23 protein-coding genes are annotated in these 14,531 nt (G+C 45.4%); 12 read left to right on the top strand and 11 right to left on the bottom strand.

Annotation, left to right across the window (positions count from 1 at the left end):
- Position 1: 1 nt before the first annotated feature.
- The gene (locus tag H6F98_RS33900) at positions 2 to 130 is read right to left on the bottom strand and encodes a hypothetical protein (protein WP_277927499.1); all 129 of its coding nucleotides are present in this window, start codon (positions 128 to 130) and stop codon (positions 2 to 4) included.
- Between the two features lie 113 nt (positions 131 to 243).
- Between H6F98_RS33900 and H6F98_RS03555 the strand changes: the two genes are divergently transcribed.
- Positions 244 to 795, top strand: a complete 552-nt coding sequence (locus H6F98_RS03555) for a nucleotidyltransferase family protein (RefSeq protein WP_242058317.1) — start codon at positions 244 to 246, stop codon at positions 793 to 795.
- Positions 737 to 1,009, top strand: coding sequence for a hypothetical protein (locus H6F98_RS33065; protein WP_206759632.1), 273 nt, complete (start codon positions 737 to 739; stop codon positions 1,007 to 1,009). Before H6F98_RS03555 ends, H6F98_RS33065 begins: the two co-directional genes overlap by 59 nt.
- A gap of 20 nt (positions 1,010 to 1,029) precedes the next feature.
- Here H6F98_RS33065 and H6F98_RS34350 read toward each other — a convergent pair whose 3' ends face one another.
- The gene (locus tag H6F98_RS34350) at positions 1,030 to 1,512 is read right to left on the bottom strand and encodes a DUF3368 domain-containing protein (protein WP_192217288.1); all 483 of its coding nucleotides are present in this window, start codon (positions 1,510 to 1,512) and stop codon (positions 1,030 to 1,032) included.
- Entirely contained in the window at positions 1,509 to 1,802 is a 294-nt protein-coding gene (locus H6F98_RS33895; protein WP_192217287.1) for a UPF0175 family protein, read from the bottom strand. Before H6F98_RS33895 ends, H6F98_RS34350 begins: the two co-directional genes overlap by 4 nt.
- Before the next feature lie 47 nt (positions 1,803 to 1,849).
- Between H6F98_RS33895 and H6F98_RS03535 the strand changes: the two genes are divergently transcribed.
- The 3 genes from H6F98_RS03535 (at position 1,850) to H6F98_RS03525 (ending at position 3,620) form a co-directional block, all read left to right on the top strand.
- Positions 1,850 to 2,431 (top strand): nucleotidyltransferase family protein, encoded by a 582-nt coding sequence (locus tag H6F98_RS03535; RefSeq protein ID WP_192217286.1) that lies wholly within the window; start codon positions 1,850 to 1,852, stop codon positions 2,429 to 2,431.
- A 294-nt stretch (positions 2,432 to 2,725) separates the two neighbouring features.
- Complete coding sequence (locus H6F98_RS03530) at positions 2,726 to 3,112, top strand: hypothetical protein (protein WP_192217285.1); 387 nt, start codon at positions 2,726 to 2,728, stop codon at positions 3,110 to 3,112.
- Positions 3,113 to 3,131: 19 nt separating this feature from the next.
- A complete protein-coding gene (locus H6F98_RS03525) occupies positions 3,132 to 3,620 on the top strand; it encodes a hypothetical protein (RefSeq protein WP_192217284.1) in 489 nt (162 codons plus the stop codon).
- A gap of 164 nt (positions 3,621 to 3,784) precedes the next feature.
- On the opposite strand, the gene H6F98_RS03520 is transcribed toward H6F98_RS03525, so the two are convergent.
- Positions 3,785 to 4,003, bottom strand: coding sequence for a hypothetical protein (locus tag H6F98_RS03520; protein WP_192217283.1), 219 nt, complete (start codon positions 4,001 to 4,003; stop codon positions 3,785 to 3,787).
- 267 nt (positions 4,004 to 4,270) lie between these two features.
- Positions 4,271 to 4,510 (bottom strand): helix-turn-helix transcriptional regulator, encoded by a 240-nt coding sequence (locus H6F98_RS03515; protein WP_192217282.1) that lies wholly within the window; start codon positions 4,508 to 4,510, stop codon positions 4,271 to 4,273.
- 116 nt (positions 4,511 to 4,626) lie between these two features.
- Between H6F98_RS03515 and H6F98_RS03510 the strand changes: the two genes are divergently transcribed.
- The 6 genes from H6F98_RS03510 to H6F98_RS03485 all read left to right on the top strand — a co-directional run bounded on the left by H6F98_RS03510 (position 4,627) and on the right by H6F98_RS03485 (position 8,638).
- Complete coding sequence (locus H6F98_RS03510) at positions 4,627 to 4,917, top strand: hypothetical protein (RefSeq protein WP_192217281.1); 291 nt, start codon at positions 4,627 to 4,629, stop codon at positions 4,915 to 4,917.
- A gap of 19 nt (positions 4,918 to 4,936) precedes the next feature.
- Complete coding sequence (locus H6F98_RS03505; protein ID WP_192217280.1) at positions 4,937 to 5,146, top strand: hypothetical protein; 210 nt, start codon at positions 4,937 to 4,939, stop codon at positions 5,144 to 5,146.
- Positions 5,143 to 5,694: a hypothetical protein gene (locus H6F98_RS34345; protein ID WP_313929790.1), complete on the top strand. Its 552-nt coding sequence runs from the start codon at positions 5,143 to 5,145 to the stop codon at positions 5,692 to 5,694. Before H6F98_RS03505 ends, H6F98_RS34345 begins: the two co-directional genes overlap by 4 nt.
- Before the next feature lie 41 nt (positions 5,695 to 5,735).
- On the top strand, positions 5,736 to 6,350 hold the full coding sequence (locus tag H6F98_RS03495; protein ID WP_192217279.1) for a PAP/fibrillin family protein: 615 nt from the start codon (positions 5,736 to 5,738) through the stop codon (positions 6,348 to 6,350).
- A gap of 188 nt (positions 6,351 to 6,538) precedes the next feature.
- Positions 6,539 to 8,428: a tetratricopeptide repeat protein gene (locus tag H6F98_RS03490; protein WP_192217278.1), complete on the top strand. Its 1,890-nt coding sequence runs from the start codon at positions 6,539 to 6,541 to the stop codon at positions 8,426 to 8,428.
- A gap of 54 nt (positions 8,429 to 8,482) precedes the next feature.
- Complete coding sequence (locus tag H6F98_RS03485) at positions 8,483 to 8,638, top strand: hypothetical protein (RefSeq protein ID WP_192217277.1); 156 nt, start codon at positions 8,483 to 8,485, stop codon at positions 8,636 to 8,638.
- Between the two features lie 7 nt (positions 8,639 to 8,645).
- Here the strand turns inward: H6F98_RS03485 and H6F98_RS03480 are convergent, their stop codons facing one another.
- The 5 genes from H6F98_RS03480 to H6F98_RS03460 all read right to left on the bottom strand — a co-directional run bounded on the left by H6F98_RS03480 (position 8,646) and on the right by H6F98_RS03460 (position 12,947).
- On the bottom strand, positions 8,646 to 8,909 hold the full coding sequence (locus H6F98_RS03480; protein ID WP_192217276.1) for a hypothetical protein: 264 nt from the start codon (positions 8,907 to 8,909) through the stop codon (positions 8,646 to 8,648).
- A 20-nt stretch (positions 8,910 to 8,929) separates the two neighbouring features.
- Positions 8,930 to 9,688: a PAP/fibrillin family protein gene (locus tag H6F98_RS03475; protein ID WP_192217275.1), complete on the bottom strand. Its 759-nt coding sequence runs from the start codon at positions 9,686 to 9,688 to the stop codon at positions 8,930 to 8,932.
- Between the two features lie 142 nt (positions 9,689 to 9,830).
- The gene (locus H6F98_RS03470; RefSeq protein ID WP_192217274.1) at positions 9,831 to 11,177 is read right to left on the bottom strand and encodes an N-acetylmuramoyl-L-alanine amidase; all 1,347 of its coding nucleotides are present in this window, start codon (positions 11,175 to 11,177) and stop codon (positions 9,831 to 9,833) included.
- A 253-nt stretch (positions 11,178 to 11,430) separates the two neighbouring features.
- Positions 11,431 to 12,546, bottom strand: coding sequence for an ABC transporter ATP-binding protein (locus H6F98_RS03465; RefSeq protein ID WP_192217273.1), 1,116 nt, complete (start codon positions 12,544 to 12,546; stop codon positions 11,431 to 11,433).
- A 152-nt stretch (positions 12,547 to 12,698) separates the two neighbouring features.
- A complete protein-coding gene (locus H6F98_RS03460) occupies positions 12,699 to 12,947 on the bottom strand; it encodes an Asr1405/Asl0597 family protein (protein ID WP_192217272.1) in 249 nt (82 codons plus the stop codon).
- Between the two features lie 302 nt (positions 12,948 to 13,249).
- Between H6F98_RS03460 and H6F98_RS03455 the strand changes: the two genes are divergently transcribed.
- The gene (locus H6F98_RS03455; protein ID WP_192217271.1) at positions 13,250 to 13,804 is read left to right on the top strand and encodes a Dps family protein; all 555 of its coding nucleotides are present in this window, start codon (positions 13,250 to 13,252) and stop codon (positions 13,802 to 13,804) included.
- A 219-nt stretch (positions 13,805 to 14,023) separates the two neighbouring features.
- Here H6F98_RS03455 and H6F98_RS03450 read toward each other — a convergent pair whose 3' ends face one another.
- Positions 14,024 to 14,404 (bottom strand): hypothetical protein, encoded by a 381-nt coding sequence (locus H6F98_RS03450; protein ID WP_192217270.1) that lies wholly within the window; start codon positions 14,402 to 14,404, stop codon positions 14,024 to 14,026.
- Positions 14,405 to 14,531 lie beyond the last annotated feature (127 nt).

Raw genomic sequence — 14,531 nt, 5'->3', positions numbered from 1 at the left:
GCTAATGGATGTTGGTTTCCTTGATAAAGGCTTCCCGTGCTTTGCGCTCGGCTTCTAACCTCTGATCCTCATCGATTTCAGGAATCGCGATCGTGAACTTGACTTCAATCTCTTGCGAACTGACTGACACGACTGTTAACCTCGACTGGCATGATGATTCGGCTGCTTATCGCCATTATGAATCAGATTTACTGTGCTACGGAGGAGACTTTCGCTTCAGCGAACAGACAATCGGCAACAGCAATGGAGAGACAAAACATGGATAGTGCCACTCGCCTCCAGACGATTTTGGTTGATTCGCCTGTTGGAGCTGTATTGCCTGCGATCGCTCTTCTTAATCTCCCGAACTGGTGGTTGGCGGGTGGTGCGGTGCGAAATACGATTTGGCGATCGCTCTTTGGCAATGAGTGTCAGTTAGTCATCAACGACTTTGACATCGCTTTTTTTGATGCACTTGGCGATCGTTCTCAAGAACTCACTGCTAAGGCAACCCTCACAGAACAGTTTCCTGACTACAAATTTGATGTGAAAAATCAAGCGAGTTTTGCACGTTGGCGTCCTGGTCGCAGACCTTACAGCAGCACGGAAGATGGGGTTACTGATTGGCTCCACACGGCAACGGCTGTAGGGGTTCGGTTAGATGATGGAGGACAATGGCAGATGTTTACTCCTTATGGTCTGGATGATTTGCTTAATGGCATCATCCGACCGACTCCATCACATATACACAACCCGGATGCTGAGAGTAAAGCGGCTTCGTTTTTACAAAAATGCCCTTGCCTGCGTATGGTCTAGCAATATATGGCTGTCGTCAGTAACAAATTATCGTCAGCATCAGACGATTCGAGCTTTGATTTTGACTGGTGTAATCGCCTTTACAGAAGAACTGCCGCGATCGCTCTTCTCAATTTCCCCAACTGGTGGTTGGCAGGTGGTGCGGTGCGAAATACGATTGGCGATCGCAAAGCAAGAGACTAAGGTTGCTATATCGAACCATGCAGCCTTGTGACTTCTGCTAAACCACTCATGCTACTCTTGCGCTTGAGTTAGAACATCTTGATATAGTTTTTGACTGATGTATGTTCCCTGAGCAATCAGATCATCAAGTATTTGTCTGACGCTAGGAATCAGTCCTCGCCGTTTGGCAAGTAGCAGAACACCCACCGTACCAATAACAGGTAAGTTGCGAGATAGTGCTTCTGTGCGTGCTTCCTGGTCGTCTAGCAGTAGCCGAGTAGCACCCAACTCTTCAGCAAGGATAATCGCTCCACACTCCCCTAAGCCAAGTTGAGTTTGTGTTCTAAGCGTTGATACTTTCTGGGAATCGCTGACTGATCGCACCTCAATCCAATCAACTGCCTGTAGGGCGACTATGGCTGGATGGTTGCCTTTGGTCAACTCATCATGAACTTCTTTGGGAATAATAACTTGCCCAAAGACACCCTGTAAAAGAGCCACCTGTCCCACTTTTGCCAGTTCGCTCAAGGGTGTTGTGTCTGAGACGATTATCACTGCGAAGATTGCTCCAACAGACGGGCAGTTGCAGCAACTTCGCGTTCTAGTTCTTCTGGAGTTTGGGGTGCAAAGGGTGAGATTCGATAAAGTCCCATGAGATCGGACAACTGCCAGCGATCGATGCTTAATAGTTCTGCGGCTCGTCCAGCGCTGATGTTTCCCTGTCTGAGTAGTTCCATGATAAAGGCTTCCCGTGCTTTGCGCTCCGCTTCTAACCTTTGAGCCTTATCGATTTCAGGAATCGCGATCGTGAACTTGACTTCAATCTCTTGGGAACTGACTGACACGACTGTTAACCTCAATTGGCATGGTGATTCGCCTGCTTATAGCCATTATGAATCAGATTTATTGTGCTAGTGAGGAGGCTTTCGCTTCAGCGAACAGACAATCGACGGCAACACTGCACAGACAAAATCTGGATAGTTCCACTCACTTAGCTTGCTTGATCGCATTTCTCAATCTCCCCAACTGGTGGTTAGCGGGTGGTGCGGTGCGAAATACAGTTTGGCGATCGCTGTTTGGCAATGAGTGTCAGTTAGTCATCAACGACTTTGACATCGCTTTTTTTGATGCACTTGGCGATCGTTCTCAAGAACTCGCTGCTAAGGCAACCCTCACAGAACAGTTTCCTGACTACAAATTTGATGTTAAAAATCAAGCGAGTTTTGCGCGTTGGCGTCCCGGTTGCAGACCTTACAGCAGCACTGAAGATGGCGTTACTGATTGGCTCCACACGGCAACGGCTGTAGGGGTTCGGTTAGATGAGCAAGGACAATGGCAGTTCTTTACTCCTTATGGTCTGGATGATTTATTTAATGGCATCACCCGACCGACTCCAGCACATATACACAACCCGGATGCTGAGATTAAAGCGGCTTCGTTTTTCCAAAAATGCCGTTGCCTGCGTTTGGCATAGAAGTGTCGGCGAGGTCAGGCCAGAGAATTGTTTGTAATACGCTAGGTGATACATTTAGTCAGTTTATAAGGACTATTTTTCTCTCAAAAGAGTAGTAAAAAATAGCTATAAATATGAAAAAAATAATTGCATTTTAAAATAACTGTGTTAGGTTATCAGAGAAAAGAAAATAACTTTCCTCTCCAAAAGTGAATTTAAAGCTAGTGCTAGTTTATTGCTTCTACACTGCTTTAAGTATCTAATTTAATTTCTTTTCCCAGATTTAGTAGTGTATTTACCAAGGGTTTAGGGTACATGGAGCTAACGCTTTTAGCTGCGGAAGTCGCACGTTTCTTCTTTATGAAAGCTTCTGAGGGAGCTATTACAAAACTCGGTGAAGATTCTTTAAGCAAACTCTATAAATTGAAAGGTATAATACAAGACTGGTTACAAGAGAAGGCTATAAGAAAGGAAGCAGCAGAAAATCCAGAAGTTTTACAAGCAGAGATTTTAGAGGAGTTTTCCAAAAATGGAAATAATTCCTTCAAGAAGAAAGTGGAAGATTTAGTTGAAGACCTCCGGCAAGTAGAATCTAATAATGTCAATGCCAATCAAACTAATCAGTTTGGAAGCAATCAGGCTATAGGTTCACTTCAGGGAGATGCAATAGGTCGAGACAAAAATCAAAACTTTTTTCGCTGACCTAATTAATATTGTACAGTTGATATCAGTTCCAGAACTTAATCAAAAAACCAAGCTGCTAGCTCTTGAGCAATTACCATCAAGCATTGCTACTCAGTTAGCCATAGATGCAATTACGAAAGATATTCAGGCTCATAAGCAAGCTAAGAACTGGTTAAATCATCGAGAAGTTCGGCTGAATTTAGCATTTGCTCTAGCTAAGGCTGTTTTAGAGAATGAATCCTTAGGTGTTTATTCAACAGTCGAAGAAAAACGTAATGATAAAAAATACTTTATCTATAACCTATACGAGTGTTTAACCTGCCTATTTGAATCCTTTCGGACTGGTGTGGACAAAGAAATGGGTAGTAAGCTTAGAAGAAAACTGCTTAGGCATGATTTAAATTTTTATGTTAAAGCTCTTTGTATTTTAAAGCACAAAGCTAAGGAGGTTTTTGTCAACAAAGAAGATATAACTAATTTGATAGACGAATATATTGAAAACTTAATAAAAAAAATAGTAACCTAAGCTAAAATAAATTTTATTCAAAGAGAAATTCAAACATTATCTGAGTTTTTATATCTTTTGAAATTGTTGATGCAAAATCCTGGTTTCCCATTTTTCTTGGGTCGTCTAACTCAGTATCTACCAATTCTACGCTCTGATGTCATTGGAATAACTTTGTTCTTTTTTTAGAGTCGCTCGTCTTCGTCTATCCATTGAAGAATGTTCTCTTCTTCTGTATCTGATTCTCCTTCATACACTTTTTCTCTGTTATAATAATCTTCAAGAAATTCTATCACTTCATCCAAATATAAAATATAGCTTTCAGCTTGTGGATCGTTTAAATCAAACAAGCCTAGTCGAACCTTTTTTAAACTATTTATCCATAGAGTTACGCCAGTATTCATCAAAAGTTTTATAGTTAAACTAGATTACATTCCACTATTCAGGACTTGAAGGAGATTTCAGGATTTCCTCTATTGGCGTTTTGTAGATAGATAACAGGCAATCTGTTTGTGTTTCGTCGTGACAATCGCATCAGAGGTCAGAATCGAGCGATCACCCTTCAGTTGTAGGGTGGGCACTGCAAAGCCAAAATACTTGGTTTTCAGCAGTTAAGCTAACAGTGCCCACCTTGCATGTTGCAGTTGAGCGATCGCCTTTCTTCCCCTACGCTACTCCTCATCCTCGCTTGACTCATACATATAAAGCATCACAAACTCCTCAGCCGCCGCCGGATCGATTTTCTGAAGTCCCTGCCGAATTTCAAATGCTGCCTCAGCCGAAGGGTCTCTATTTTCACTCACCCATCGACTAACATTTGCAGCGGCGATAGCCATTGCGATCGCCAGTTGGTTTTGGCTAATGCCGTAAGTTTTTAACACCTGCCTGAGTGCTTTGCCTGCTCTTCCCATGCCTCAGATTCTGTCAGAGGCACATAACCGCGTAAATATTTCCAATTGGTACAACTTATGCGAATATAGAATTACCAATTGGTACAATTAGTATTTTTTAGCATCAACCATTACCAATGAAAAAATCCAAAGCGACCGAAGCACACCGAGTCGCCACAGATGTTGCTGCCATAAAAGCAGCACTGCATCAACGCGGCTACCAACTTCGCAAACTACCCAAACAGCCCGTCTGGAAAGTCATCCTCACCCCCGATCGCTTCTACACACTGACTTATCAACCTGCCCCCATCAGCGCCTGGGTACTTCACCCGCAAAACAACGACACCCGGTGCCAAGCGATCGAAACCATCATTCAACGCGCCATAAAAGACCAACCCGCAAACCTGATAAGGAGGGCAGGACGCTAGCGCGTCTCACTTCACTAACATGACCTACTTACAACGCTTGCATCCCTGGTGCATCATCCGCCCCTTCCCCGATATGCGTACCCTCATCGTCGGACGGTTTCGCCGCCGAGTAGATGCCGAGGGACATCTGCGAATCCTCAAGCAAATGATGCCCAGCGTTCCCTTTGAAATTGTTTTTGACGTAATGCCAGATGAGCTAGAAACCTGTGTGCAAAAGTCCCCGGAATGACCCCCCTAGCCCCTCTTATTAAGGCTACCGTCTACACACATCTCCTGATTGAGTCAAAGTCACTGCATTTCGCCCCCCTAGCCCCCCAATTTTGGGGAGAACCGGAAATTGAAAGTCCCCCAGAATTGGGGGATTTAGGGGGCAAATGCAGGGGAGGGGTTCTTCCAAGATTCAGCACAGACTGCACCGACTCCACCACAACCATGAACGTCCTGCACCGTCGCATCAACCCCAAAACCTTTGTCATTACCCGCAAACAACTCGCCAAATATCTAAAAACTGACCAGAACAGAGTTTGGCGTTGGGAAAAGTGGAAGCACGTACTTTGGGTGCATATTCAAGGCATTGGCGGCTACTTTATCAGCTACCGCCAGCTAGAGCAGTGGGTAGCCGCTTGCTGCACCTTAATACGCGCCTGCCAAGACGTGAAAGCACTGAAACTAGTCTGGTCAGCCATTGGGCGAGAAGCTACAAGGTACACACAAGAAGCATTCAACCGTCTTTCGGAGATTCACGCACAACGACAAGCCTATTTGCATCGTCACTAACCGAGATAACAATAAGAAGAAAACAATGGATATTTCAGTACATGGTAGAAAATGACGCAACAAGATTTGCCCTAAAAACTGAACTCTTGCAACGAGTAGAAGCATTAGGGCTACAGCAAGCGCTATTTCCATCAGATGGAGAGCAAATCGATGAAATTGTGCAACAGCTAGAAAGCATCAATCCCATCCCACACCCACTCCACCCCGACCATCTCCCTTCTCTACTCGGTAACTGGCAATTAGTGTACGCCTCAAAAGGAACAGTCGTTACCCGCCAGGTTGCATCAATTCCAGATTTTGGGGCAACAATAACAATCAAACGAGTGTGGCAAAAGTTGGTGGCAGGCGGTGCGGGGAAGATTTCTGCCTCTAACAGTGCTTTGCTTGACTTACCCCTACTAGGAGAATGGCAGCTACGAGCTGATGGCGTTTGGACGTGGGGTGCTTCTGAGGAGATGGCTAAGGTGAGCTTTGACAGTTTTTCTATACAAGCAACAAAGCCCTTTGGCATGGAAAGCTGGAGTTTTCCTGAGCTGAAAATCCCCGTCTTGGAATTCCTCCGCAATGAGGCAGAATGGACAACCTCCTACTTAGACCAAGAAATCAGGGTAGGACGAGGTGCAACAGGCAATCTGTTTGTGTTTCGTCGTGAGTAAGCTGGGCGTTCTGCACGAGAGCGTTCCATCAACTCAGCGATTATGGGGAAAGCGATCGCGTTCGAGTAAGATGATGCTTATGGGTAACTCGATTGGCTCAGATTAAGAGCATTCACAAAGTAATTTAGTAAAGTTTCTCGCAAGTTAATAACAACTTATATTTACAGTTCTAGCAGGAGTTTACAGGGATGAATCTCAAACTTTTGTTGGCTGCGTTACTGCTGGCTATCGCTCATCCAGGCAGCGCAGTGATTGGGCAAGATGCTCAGCAGGAGCACGTTCTAACTGAAAGCGCAGTGATTGGACAAGATGCTCAGCAGGAGCAGGTTCTAACTGAAGCAGAATTATTAGCTTCCCTTGCAGGAGGCTACACTACCATTAAGCAGCCTGACCGAGCTATTCAGCTTCTAGAAGAAGCTTTGTCTTTCAATCAAACCCTTGCAAACCCCTGCCATAGGCTTGAAATTTTAACCCATGTTGCGGGTAACTACGCCTTAGCGGGGCAAGAAACCAAAAGTTCTGCACTTTTTGCTCAAGCTCAAAAAATTCTTGAGACGACCAAATACTGCGAACCAGAACCGTCTTCATCCGCTCGGAACGATCCGGAGAATTGGGTACTTGCAGCAGCGGGAAGCAATGCTATAGATGGTCGCCATGACATGGCCCTTAGAATCGCAACGAGTTTTGGAGACAAGTATCTTGAAGGTATGCTGCTAGGGCTGCTAGATGCATACCGTGAAAGTGACTCAAGACAACCTGATCGAGAGGCTGAAATACAGCTAAAGTTAGCTGATTACTACAACAGGACAGGGCAATCTGACAAAGCTGTTCAAGTATGGCTTTCCCTAGTCAACTACTATAACGAGACAGGTCAGCCTGACCGAGCAGCCGAGCTTCAGAGTTTAGCTTCAAAGGTTGAGCGAACCTTCAACACTAGCGCCTCAAGCAACCAATCTCCACAAACTCAAGCACAAACAGAGCTTTCTCGCTGTTTTGCACAAAAAGAAACCGACGCCCTTTTGTCAATAAGAACAATTGTAGAAACTCTAGATCGAGAGCAGCTAAAGCAAGTTCTCAACATTTGCAAGGAAGTAGAACGAGCTGAACAAGCAGATGTTCCTCCACTGGCTTTTAAGGCTCTTGAACAAATCGTTGTAGCTGCACAAAAGATTGCAAATCCTATTTCGCGATCGCGTACATTTACCGCAGTTGCCAATCTGTATGCATATTTGGAGAAGGGTGCAGAAGCAGCCAAGCTTTTGGATAAAGCACTATCGGATTTACGAGCAGGTGCAGAAAATTTACGCTCGGATGCTCCTTTTGAGGCGAGTCGTGCGCTTGAAGAAATTATTGCTGGGTACTTAAGAATTGGACAAATCGATCGGGCACTCGAAGTGGCTCAACTGGTTCAAACTGGCAAACTGAATCTTGCCGCCTCCGACTTTTCTCAAGTTCCAGTAGACTCCAACTTTGCCTACCAAAGTTTTATGCCACCTATTGTTGCCTTCTATGCACAAAATGGGCGGTTTGAACAGGCACTCCAGCTTGCTAATACCCTTGGTAGAGGTCATCAAGACGAGGCGCTTCTTCGCATTGCCGAACAATATGCATCAAAAGGGCAGTATGCCCAAGCGCTTAAAACGGCTCTGATGATTAAGGGTCTGGAAGTTCAAAATAAAACCAACGTTATTTACAGCATCATCGAACGGGCTATTAACGCAGGAGAACTAAACTGGGCGGTGCAAGCAACTCAGACACTTGATTGGACAAAGCAGACAACTCAAGCAATTGGTCAAACAATCGATGGAGCGACGAATGAGACTCGTTTCTATCGCAATAAACTGCTGCTGGGAATTGCTCGTGAGTACGCTGAGTTAAGGCAGTTCGACCGTGCGATTGAAGCTGTTGATATGATGAGTTCGGATGAATTTGGTAACTATAGGAGGGTTAAGGCTCTCAGTGCGATCGCTCGTGAATACGCTCAAGCCGAGCAGACTGAGGAAGCTGTAAAGTTACTAGAGCAAGCCCTAAAAATTGCTCGCGCCATTTCGCCTCCCACACTCACTCCACCTCGATAATCTCCCTTCTCTACTCGGTAACTAGCAAATACCCAGAAATCAGGGTAGGACGAGGTGCAACAGGTAATCTGTTTGTGCAACGCCCGTGAGTCAGTTTGCCGTTCTGGACGAGAGCTTTCCATCAACTCAACGATTATGGGGAAAGCGATCGCTTATCAAGAAAATCCGATGAACTTCATTATCGAAGAATGCAACATTAAGCGAACCTAAAATCAGCCTAAAGTATCGCTTGAACACGCTCTATTAATTCATCTAGATGCTGTTCACAAAACCTCTCTGCCTCTGAAAGAGCCATACCTCTAGCGATAGCATATGCCTCAAATGCATTGTAAATCATCGCTTCAGTAAGCTCTGTTTCTTCCTCTCCCAGTGCCCAGCGATGCTCAATACATCCTCTAATTATTGAATTCACCAATTGTTGCTCTTGCCTGAGATCGGCAAGCAGTTGTTCCGCAATACTTTCGGAAGAGGGTTCGTTCATTTTAGAAGTCTCCTGCAAACCTACTCAAGAATGCGCTCACACACCAGAACAGTACCTCGCTCCCCTCGTGTGATACGCAACTCTTCATCGAGATAAAGCAGTTCGAGATTACCTTTAGGAGACCTCCGCATTTTGAAAGAAACTCGCCCCGTGTTTCGATCCATTCCTTGTGGTGGAACAATCCCGAACATCATCCTCAAAACGCTGGTCATCAGCCTTTCTTTTAGACCTGTTGTTGAAGGTTTGGACTGCTCTCCAAATACGGCTTTCCATGCTTCTATCTCATTTGGCGCCTTCGGTGCCAGTTCTCCCCCTGTGAACTGTACTTGCAGAGTGTTGTCATCATGAGGAGAGCAAATCCCTTGGTTGTGAACGATGCCTTGTAGCGTAGGAGTATTCTCGTCTACTGTCGTGAATTCAACAATGATGTCATGAGTCCGTTGTTGACCCTCGCCTACCGGAACTACAGGTTGCAGTACCCGATCAATTACAATCTTTAAGCTGGTGGGTTGAAACAGATTAAAGGCAAGCCGACCAAGGGTATAAACATACTTTCCATCACTTCGCAGTTCTCCATTGGGAAAGTTGGGCGTACTAATCAATAACCATTGCCCATCCATTAGCGCGTCACTGCGAGTAGGTGCTGCTGTTGAGTTGAGGTGTACAAGTTTCTCAATTGCTACGGCTACAGATTCGTGCTTAGTATCACCCCCGTAAGCAGCAAGTGCTTCCCTCAACCTTATCTTCGCTACTTTCCTATCTTGAGCCTCAATATCCATCTAACGATTGTCAGTGTTTCTCTTTCACAGTAATGCTCACATCTGGTATGCAGCTATCTCCATTATGAGAGCGTTGGTCTTAGTTGCTTGATTCCTGAGTGAGTTTGTTAATCTTCTTTTTGGTCAGGTGAATACTTCGCAATTAGAGCAAACCGGCTGAGTTGTACATCTGTCTTAAAATCGCCAAAATCTTATCACCATATAGCGGATCGGCCGACCAACGTCTACTGAGCAACTCAACCCTAGAGGCACTCCCCCGTCCGACCAAGCGAAAGCGAGGATCGACGACTTCCTGGACAAGTGGCTCCTGATTGGCGTAGGCTTTCAAGTGTTGGATGTGGGCGCGGACACCGAGTCGGGCGCTGAGAAAGGTAGCACCGTCTTTACTCCCCCCAATGGCAGCTAACCCACCGAAGTTATTCTGAATCGGCTTGAGAGTACCGCCAAAGCGAAAAAAGCCAGTTTCTAAAAGTGCTTGAGCGAAAGCCACATCAGGATTGACCCCCTCAATCGCCGCTTCTTCTAAGTAAAGCTTAGCGATATCTGGAAACTGTTTTAGCGCCTGCGGATTAACCTGTTTGAGGAATGCCTTCAAATCTGCCTCAGAAAGGTATCCCTTTCTAATAATTGCACCTAACTCCTCTGGCTTGAACGGTAAAATCGAACGCAGAATTACTGCACGGGAAGCTGCGTCCCAACCGATAAATACTCCAGCTTCTCGCAGATCGATGGCTCTAATGTAGGTAAGGTTACCGTAGTTGATGAGACGAACATTCGTTGGTTGAGTCAAATCCAGATTCAGTTTATCAACGATATTAACTGGGATGTAAGCATTGCCATTGATGATAATGCCATTCTCCCCATAAACCTTATTGTTGATACTGATATTAATTGGGGGGTACGGGCGAGTTAGGGAACTCGCCTCTGAAAGAGTAAGGCTCCAGGCAGCTAACCCATTAGCAATTCCCTGAGCTATCTCCTGAGGGCGGTTCTCAATCAGAGAGCGATCTTCTGGATTGGTGAGAAATCCAATATTGAGAACCAAAGAAGGGATAATCACTTGGCGGATAAATGCCAGATTACCCAGCCCCGTTTCTGTATCCGGTTTAACTCCTCGATTGACGAACAGAGGTACCTTCAGCAGGAGCGATCGCAGCAGAAGTTCAGCTTGGGCTTTGCGTTCCTCGTTGTTGGGAATGTAGAAAACGCTGCTTCCTCGCACCGTAGGGTTAGAAAAGGCATCGAGCTGAAGCTCTACGGCAACATCATCAAGACGGGAGCGAACATTAATCCAAGCGATCGATTCTGCCAAACTTAGGTTATCGGGAACCTCAAGGACTTCAAAGCCCTGCGATCGCAACTGAGCCGCCACTAAGTCGCGAAGCTTAATCAATTCCCTGGCTTCTGTGGTTCCTCCGGCAATCGTACCTGGATCTACGATCCCATCTTCCACACCACCATGACCCGCTGAGATAAAGATTCTTCCCATCTCTTACCTTTCCCCTACTATTTGATATCAATCCAAGCAGTGCGATCACCAATCCCTATAGACTAACGCTCCATAATCTTGCCAACGTGCTTGTCCGTTTTGAGTTTCTACATGCATACTCTGCGCTTGGAGAAAAGGATTTTCCTGCTAACTCCAGCTAATAATTTCTTCTGCTTCATTGTGAATTTAAAAGCGATCATGAGCTTCTTTATCCCAGTGTACGGCTCGATACATCGCTCAAATTCAGGACGAGTTAGGCAATTTTTGAACGCAGTGCAGGGGTATTTTCAGACATTGGTGCAGTGGTTGAAAAAATTTGTATTGATGAGCTAGCGACACTCAGCTTTACCCGTGTTCCTACTAGAACCTGAGTGTTTAGTGTTGTGCGAACTTGCAATTTTTTACCAGAGGGCGTTTCTAAAAAGTAACGGTACTCACGACCCAGAAAATGGCGATCGCAAACAGTAACATTAGCATCATCATCGGGCACTAGGCTCACGTCTTCTTCACGCAGCATTAATTCCCCCGTATCCAATGAAGTGTCTTGTGTGTCGAGTGTCCTCACTTCAAATAACCCCACCTCCGTTTCCCAAAGGTGTCCTCGACGTTGGGCGGGAAGGAAGTTTGCCTGAGTCACAAATTCTGCAACAAAGCGGGACTTGGGATGAATATAGATATCTTCTGGTGTCCCCAACTGCTCTAAGTGTCCCTGTCGCATAACGCCCACTTGGTCTGAAATGGAAAGTGCTTCTTCCTGGTCGTGGGTGACAAAAATCGCCGAAGTCCCTGTTTCCTTGAGGATTGAGCGTACTTCGTGGCGCAGTCGTAAACGCACTTGAACGTCAAGGTTGCTTAAGGGTTCATCTAGCAAAATCAAAGCGGGTCGTGGTGCTAAAGCACGGGCAAGGGCAACGCGCTGCTGTTGACCACCGGAAAGTTCGTGAGGGTAGCGTTTTTCCAACCCTGTTAATCCAACCAGTGCGATCGCTTCTGCACTGCGTTCCTTGATAGATACCCCAGTAGTTTTACCCCGACTCTTTTTCAACCCAAAGGCAACATTCTGGGCGACATTCAGGTGAGGGAACAAAGCATAGTCCTGAAACACCATACCCGTATCCCGTTGTTCTGGCGGTACCCAACAACCTGCACCCGCCACCAAACGCTCAGCCAATTCCACCGTTCCTAACTGAGGTTGCTCAAAACCCGCTACAATCCGCAACAGCGTGGTTTTACCGCAGCCAGAGGGACCGAGTAACCCTAGCAAATCCCCCCGCTGCAACGTCAACGTAACATTAGCAACTGCTGGGGAAGCTGCTTGCTCAAACTGCTTGGTAATACCCTCTAAATGCAGAATTGCCGATTGTGCCATGAAGATGTTTGGTTTTGGATAAAGGTTAGTAAGACAGTCCCTCTGGGGCGGGATGGAGAGTAGGGAACTTACGGGTGTAGTTTTTTTACCTTTCAGTAGACCAGAGACTCGTAGAGACAAGAAAGATTTTTCCTTGTCTTCTTCCCCATTCCCTAATCATGAATTTGCCAGCAGCTTTCCAACCAGGAAGCTAATTCACGACGTCCAAGCGTCAGTTGCCGAACAACGCTCCAGAGTTGAATCGCCTCAACAACGTTACCAGCCTTTACGATTAAAGGCTGGTTTGTCCTGCACTGACAAGAAATTCCTAGCTCTTGTAGGCGTCTATAAACTTGCCACCGATCTGCAAAAGCTATTTCAATCACTTGATCGGCTTCTGGGTTGAAACTAGATGAATTCATGCGTTTCAAAAAATGCAATATTTTATCATTAGTCGCTTCAATAAAGCTTCCGGCTTTTCCAAGAAGCTTAGCTGGAAAAGAGTTTTTTCTAATTAACCCTCATAAATAGATATAATTCAAATGCTAGAGATTCTCAACTAATACAACTAAATATATCCGGGATTACACCCAACTCGCGCAAAAACCCAGAAGCCAGCACATAACCTTTATTAAGGTAAAGGCGAAACCTGCTGAAATTTCTGAAGAGGGCGTGTTAGACTTTCATTGCAATAAAACTTCCTTAATGAAAGGAAACTACGCTTATGTCAGAAACTCAGGGTTTACTACGCACATTTGGCGAAGTCTACGACAATCCTGTCTTACTCGATCACAGTGTCACCGCACCTGTTTGTGAAGGATTAAACATTGCTTTAGCCAGTTTTCAAGGACTTTACCTGCAATATCAGAAACATCACTTTGTTGTAGAGGGCAGCGAATTCTACTCTTTACATGAGTTTTTTAATGAGGGCTACGAACAAGTGCAAGGTCATGTTCATGACATTGGAGAACGCTTGGATGGACTCGGTGGAGTACCCGCTGCTAGCTTCAGTGCCTTAGCGCAACTGTGCTGCTTTTCACCCGAAGCGGATGGTGTCTTTCCTTGCCGCCAGATGGTAGAAAATGACTTAGCCGCTGAGCAAGCAGTCATTCAATTGATTCGGCGTCAAGCTGGACAAGCAGAAAGTTTAGGCGATCGCGCTACTCGCTATCTATACGAAACAATTCTCTTGAAAACTGAGGAAAGAGCTTATCATCTTGCCCATTTCCTCGCTCATGACAGTTTAACGCTAGGTTTTGTTGCCGCATCAAACAATTAGCTATTCTCGTGCGCCTACAGACTGAATGAAGTCCTTGTTGGTTAACCAGATGGCAGATGATTGTAGGGACGAGTGTAGCGAATAATTTTGAACCACAGAAAACTCAACACCTAAAACCCGCCCCACTCAGCCGACTGAGAAGAGGGCGGGTTTTATATAGCTGTTCTTTGAATTCAACAAAAAGAATACAGAAGTTCAGGAGTTCAGGATAATCTTGAACTACTGACCCTGTTCAATTTGCTGAATTTGCTCTGGTGTCAGGAGATTTCCGATTTCGGTGTTCAAGTTTTCAATAACCCCAACAATGCCCTGTTTCTGCTCGTCCGTAAGACCTTGGATCGCATTCAGTCCTTGACCATTCTGTCTTGCCTGAGCAAACTGAGTGTTTTGCTCTGCGGTGAGGATCTTTTCAATGGCAGTAATAGCGTTTGCCTCAAGCTGCTGAAATTGAGTTTGTTGATCTGGAGTGAGTTGAATGCGAGTTCTTGTTGGTTGAGATTGTGGCGCGGTATCTTGAGCAAAAGCGGTGAGGGGAGTTGCAGAAATAGCGGCTGCTGCAATTAGCCCAACTATTAATGGTAAGAATTTGAGTTTCATCATTTTCTTAGAGAATTAAGAGGCATTAAGCCAGTCCTTACCAAGCTCTCAAACTGATTGGCAGTTGCCCTCTGTCAATTGGTATAGATGAGAAAAAGCGATCGCTTTATCGAGTGTCCTGATACTTAAC

The sequence above is a fragment of the Microcoleus sp. FACHB-SPT15 genome (assembly GCF_014849525.1).
In the GTDB taxonomy this organism is placed as follows: domain Bacteria; phylum Cyanobacteriota; class Cyanobacteriia; order Cyanobacteriales; family Coleofasciculaceae; genus Symplocastrum; species Symplocastrum torsivum.
This window is presented reverse-complemented; position numbering and strand designations above follow the sequence as displayed.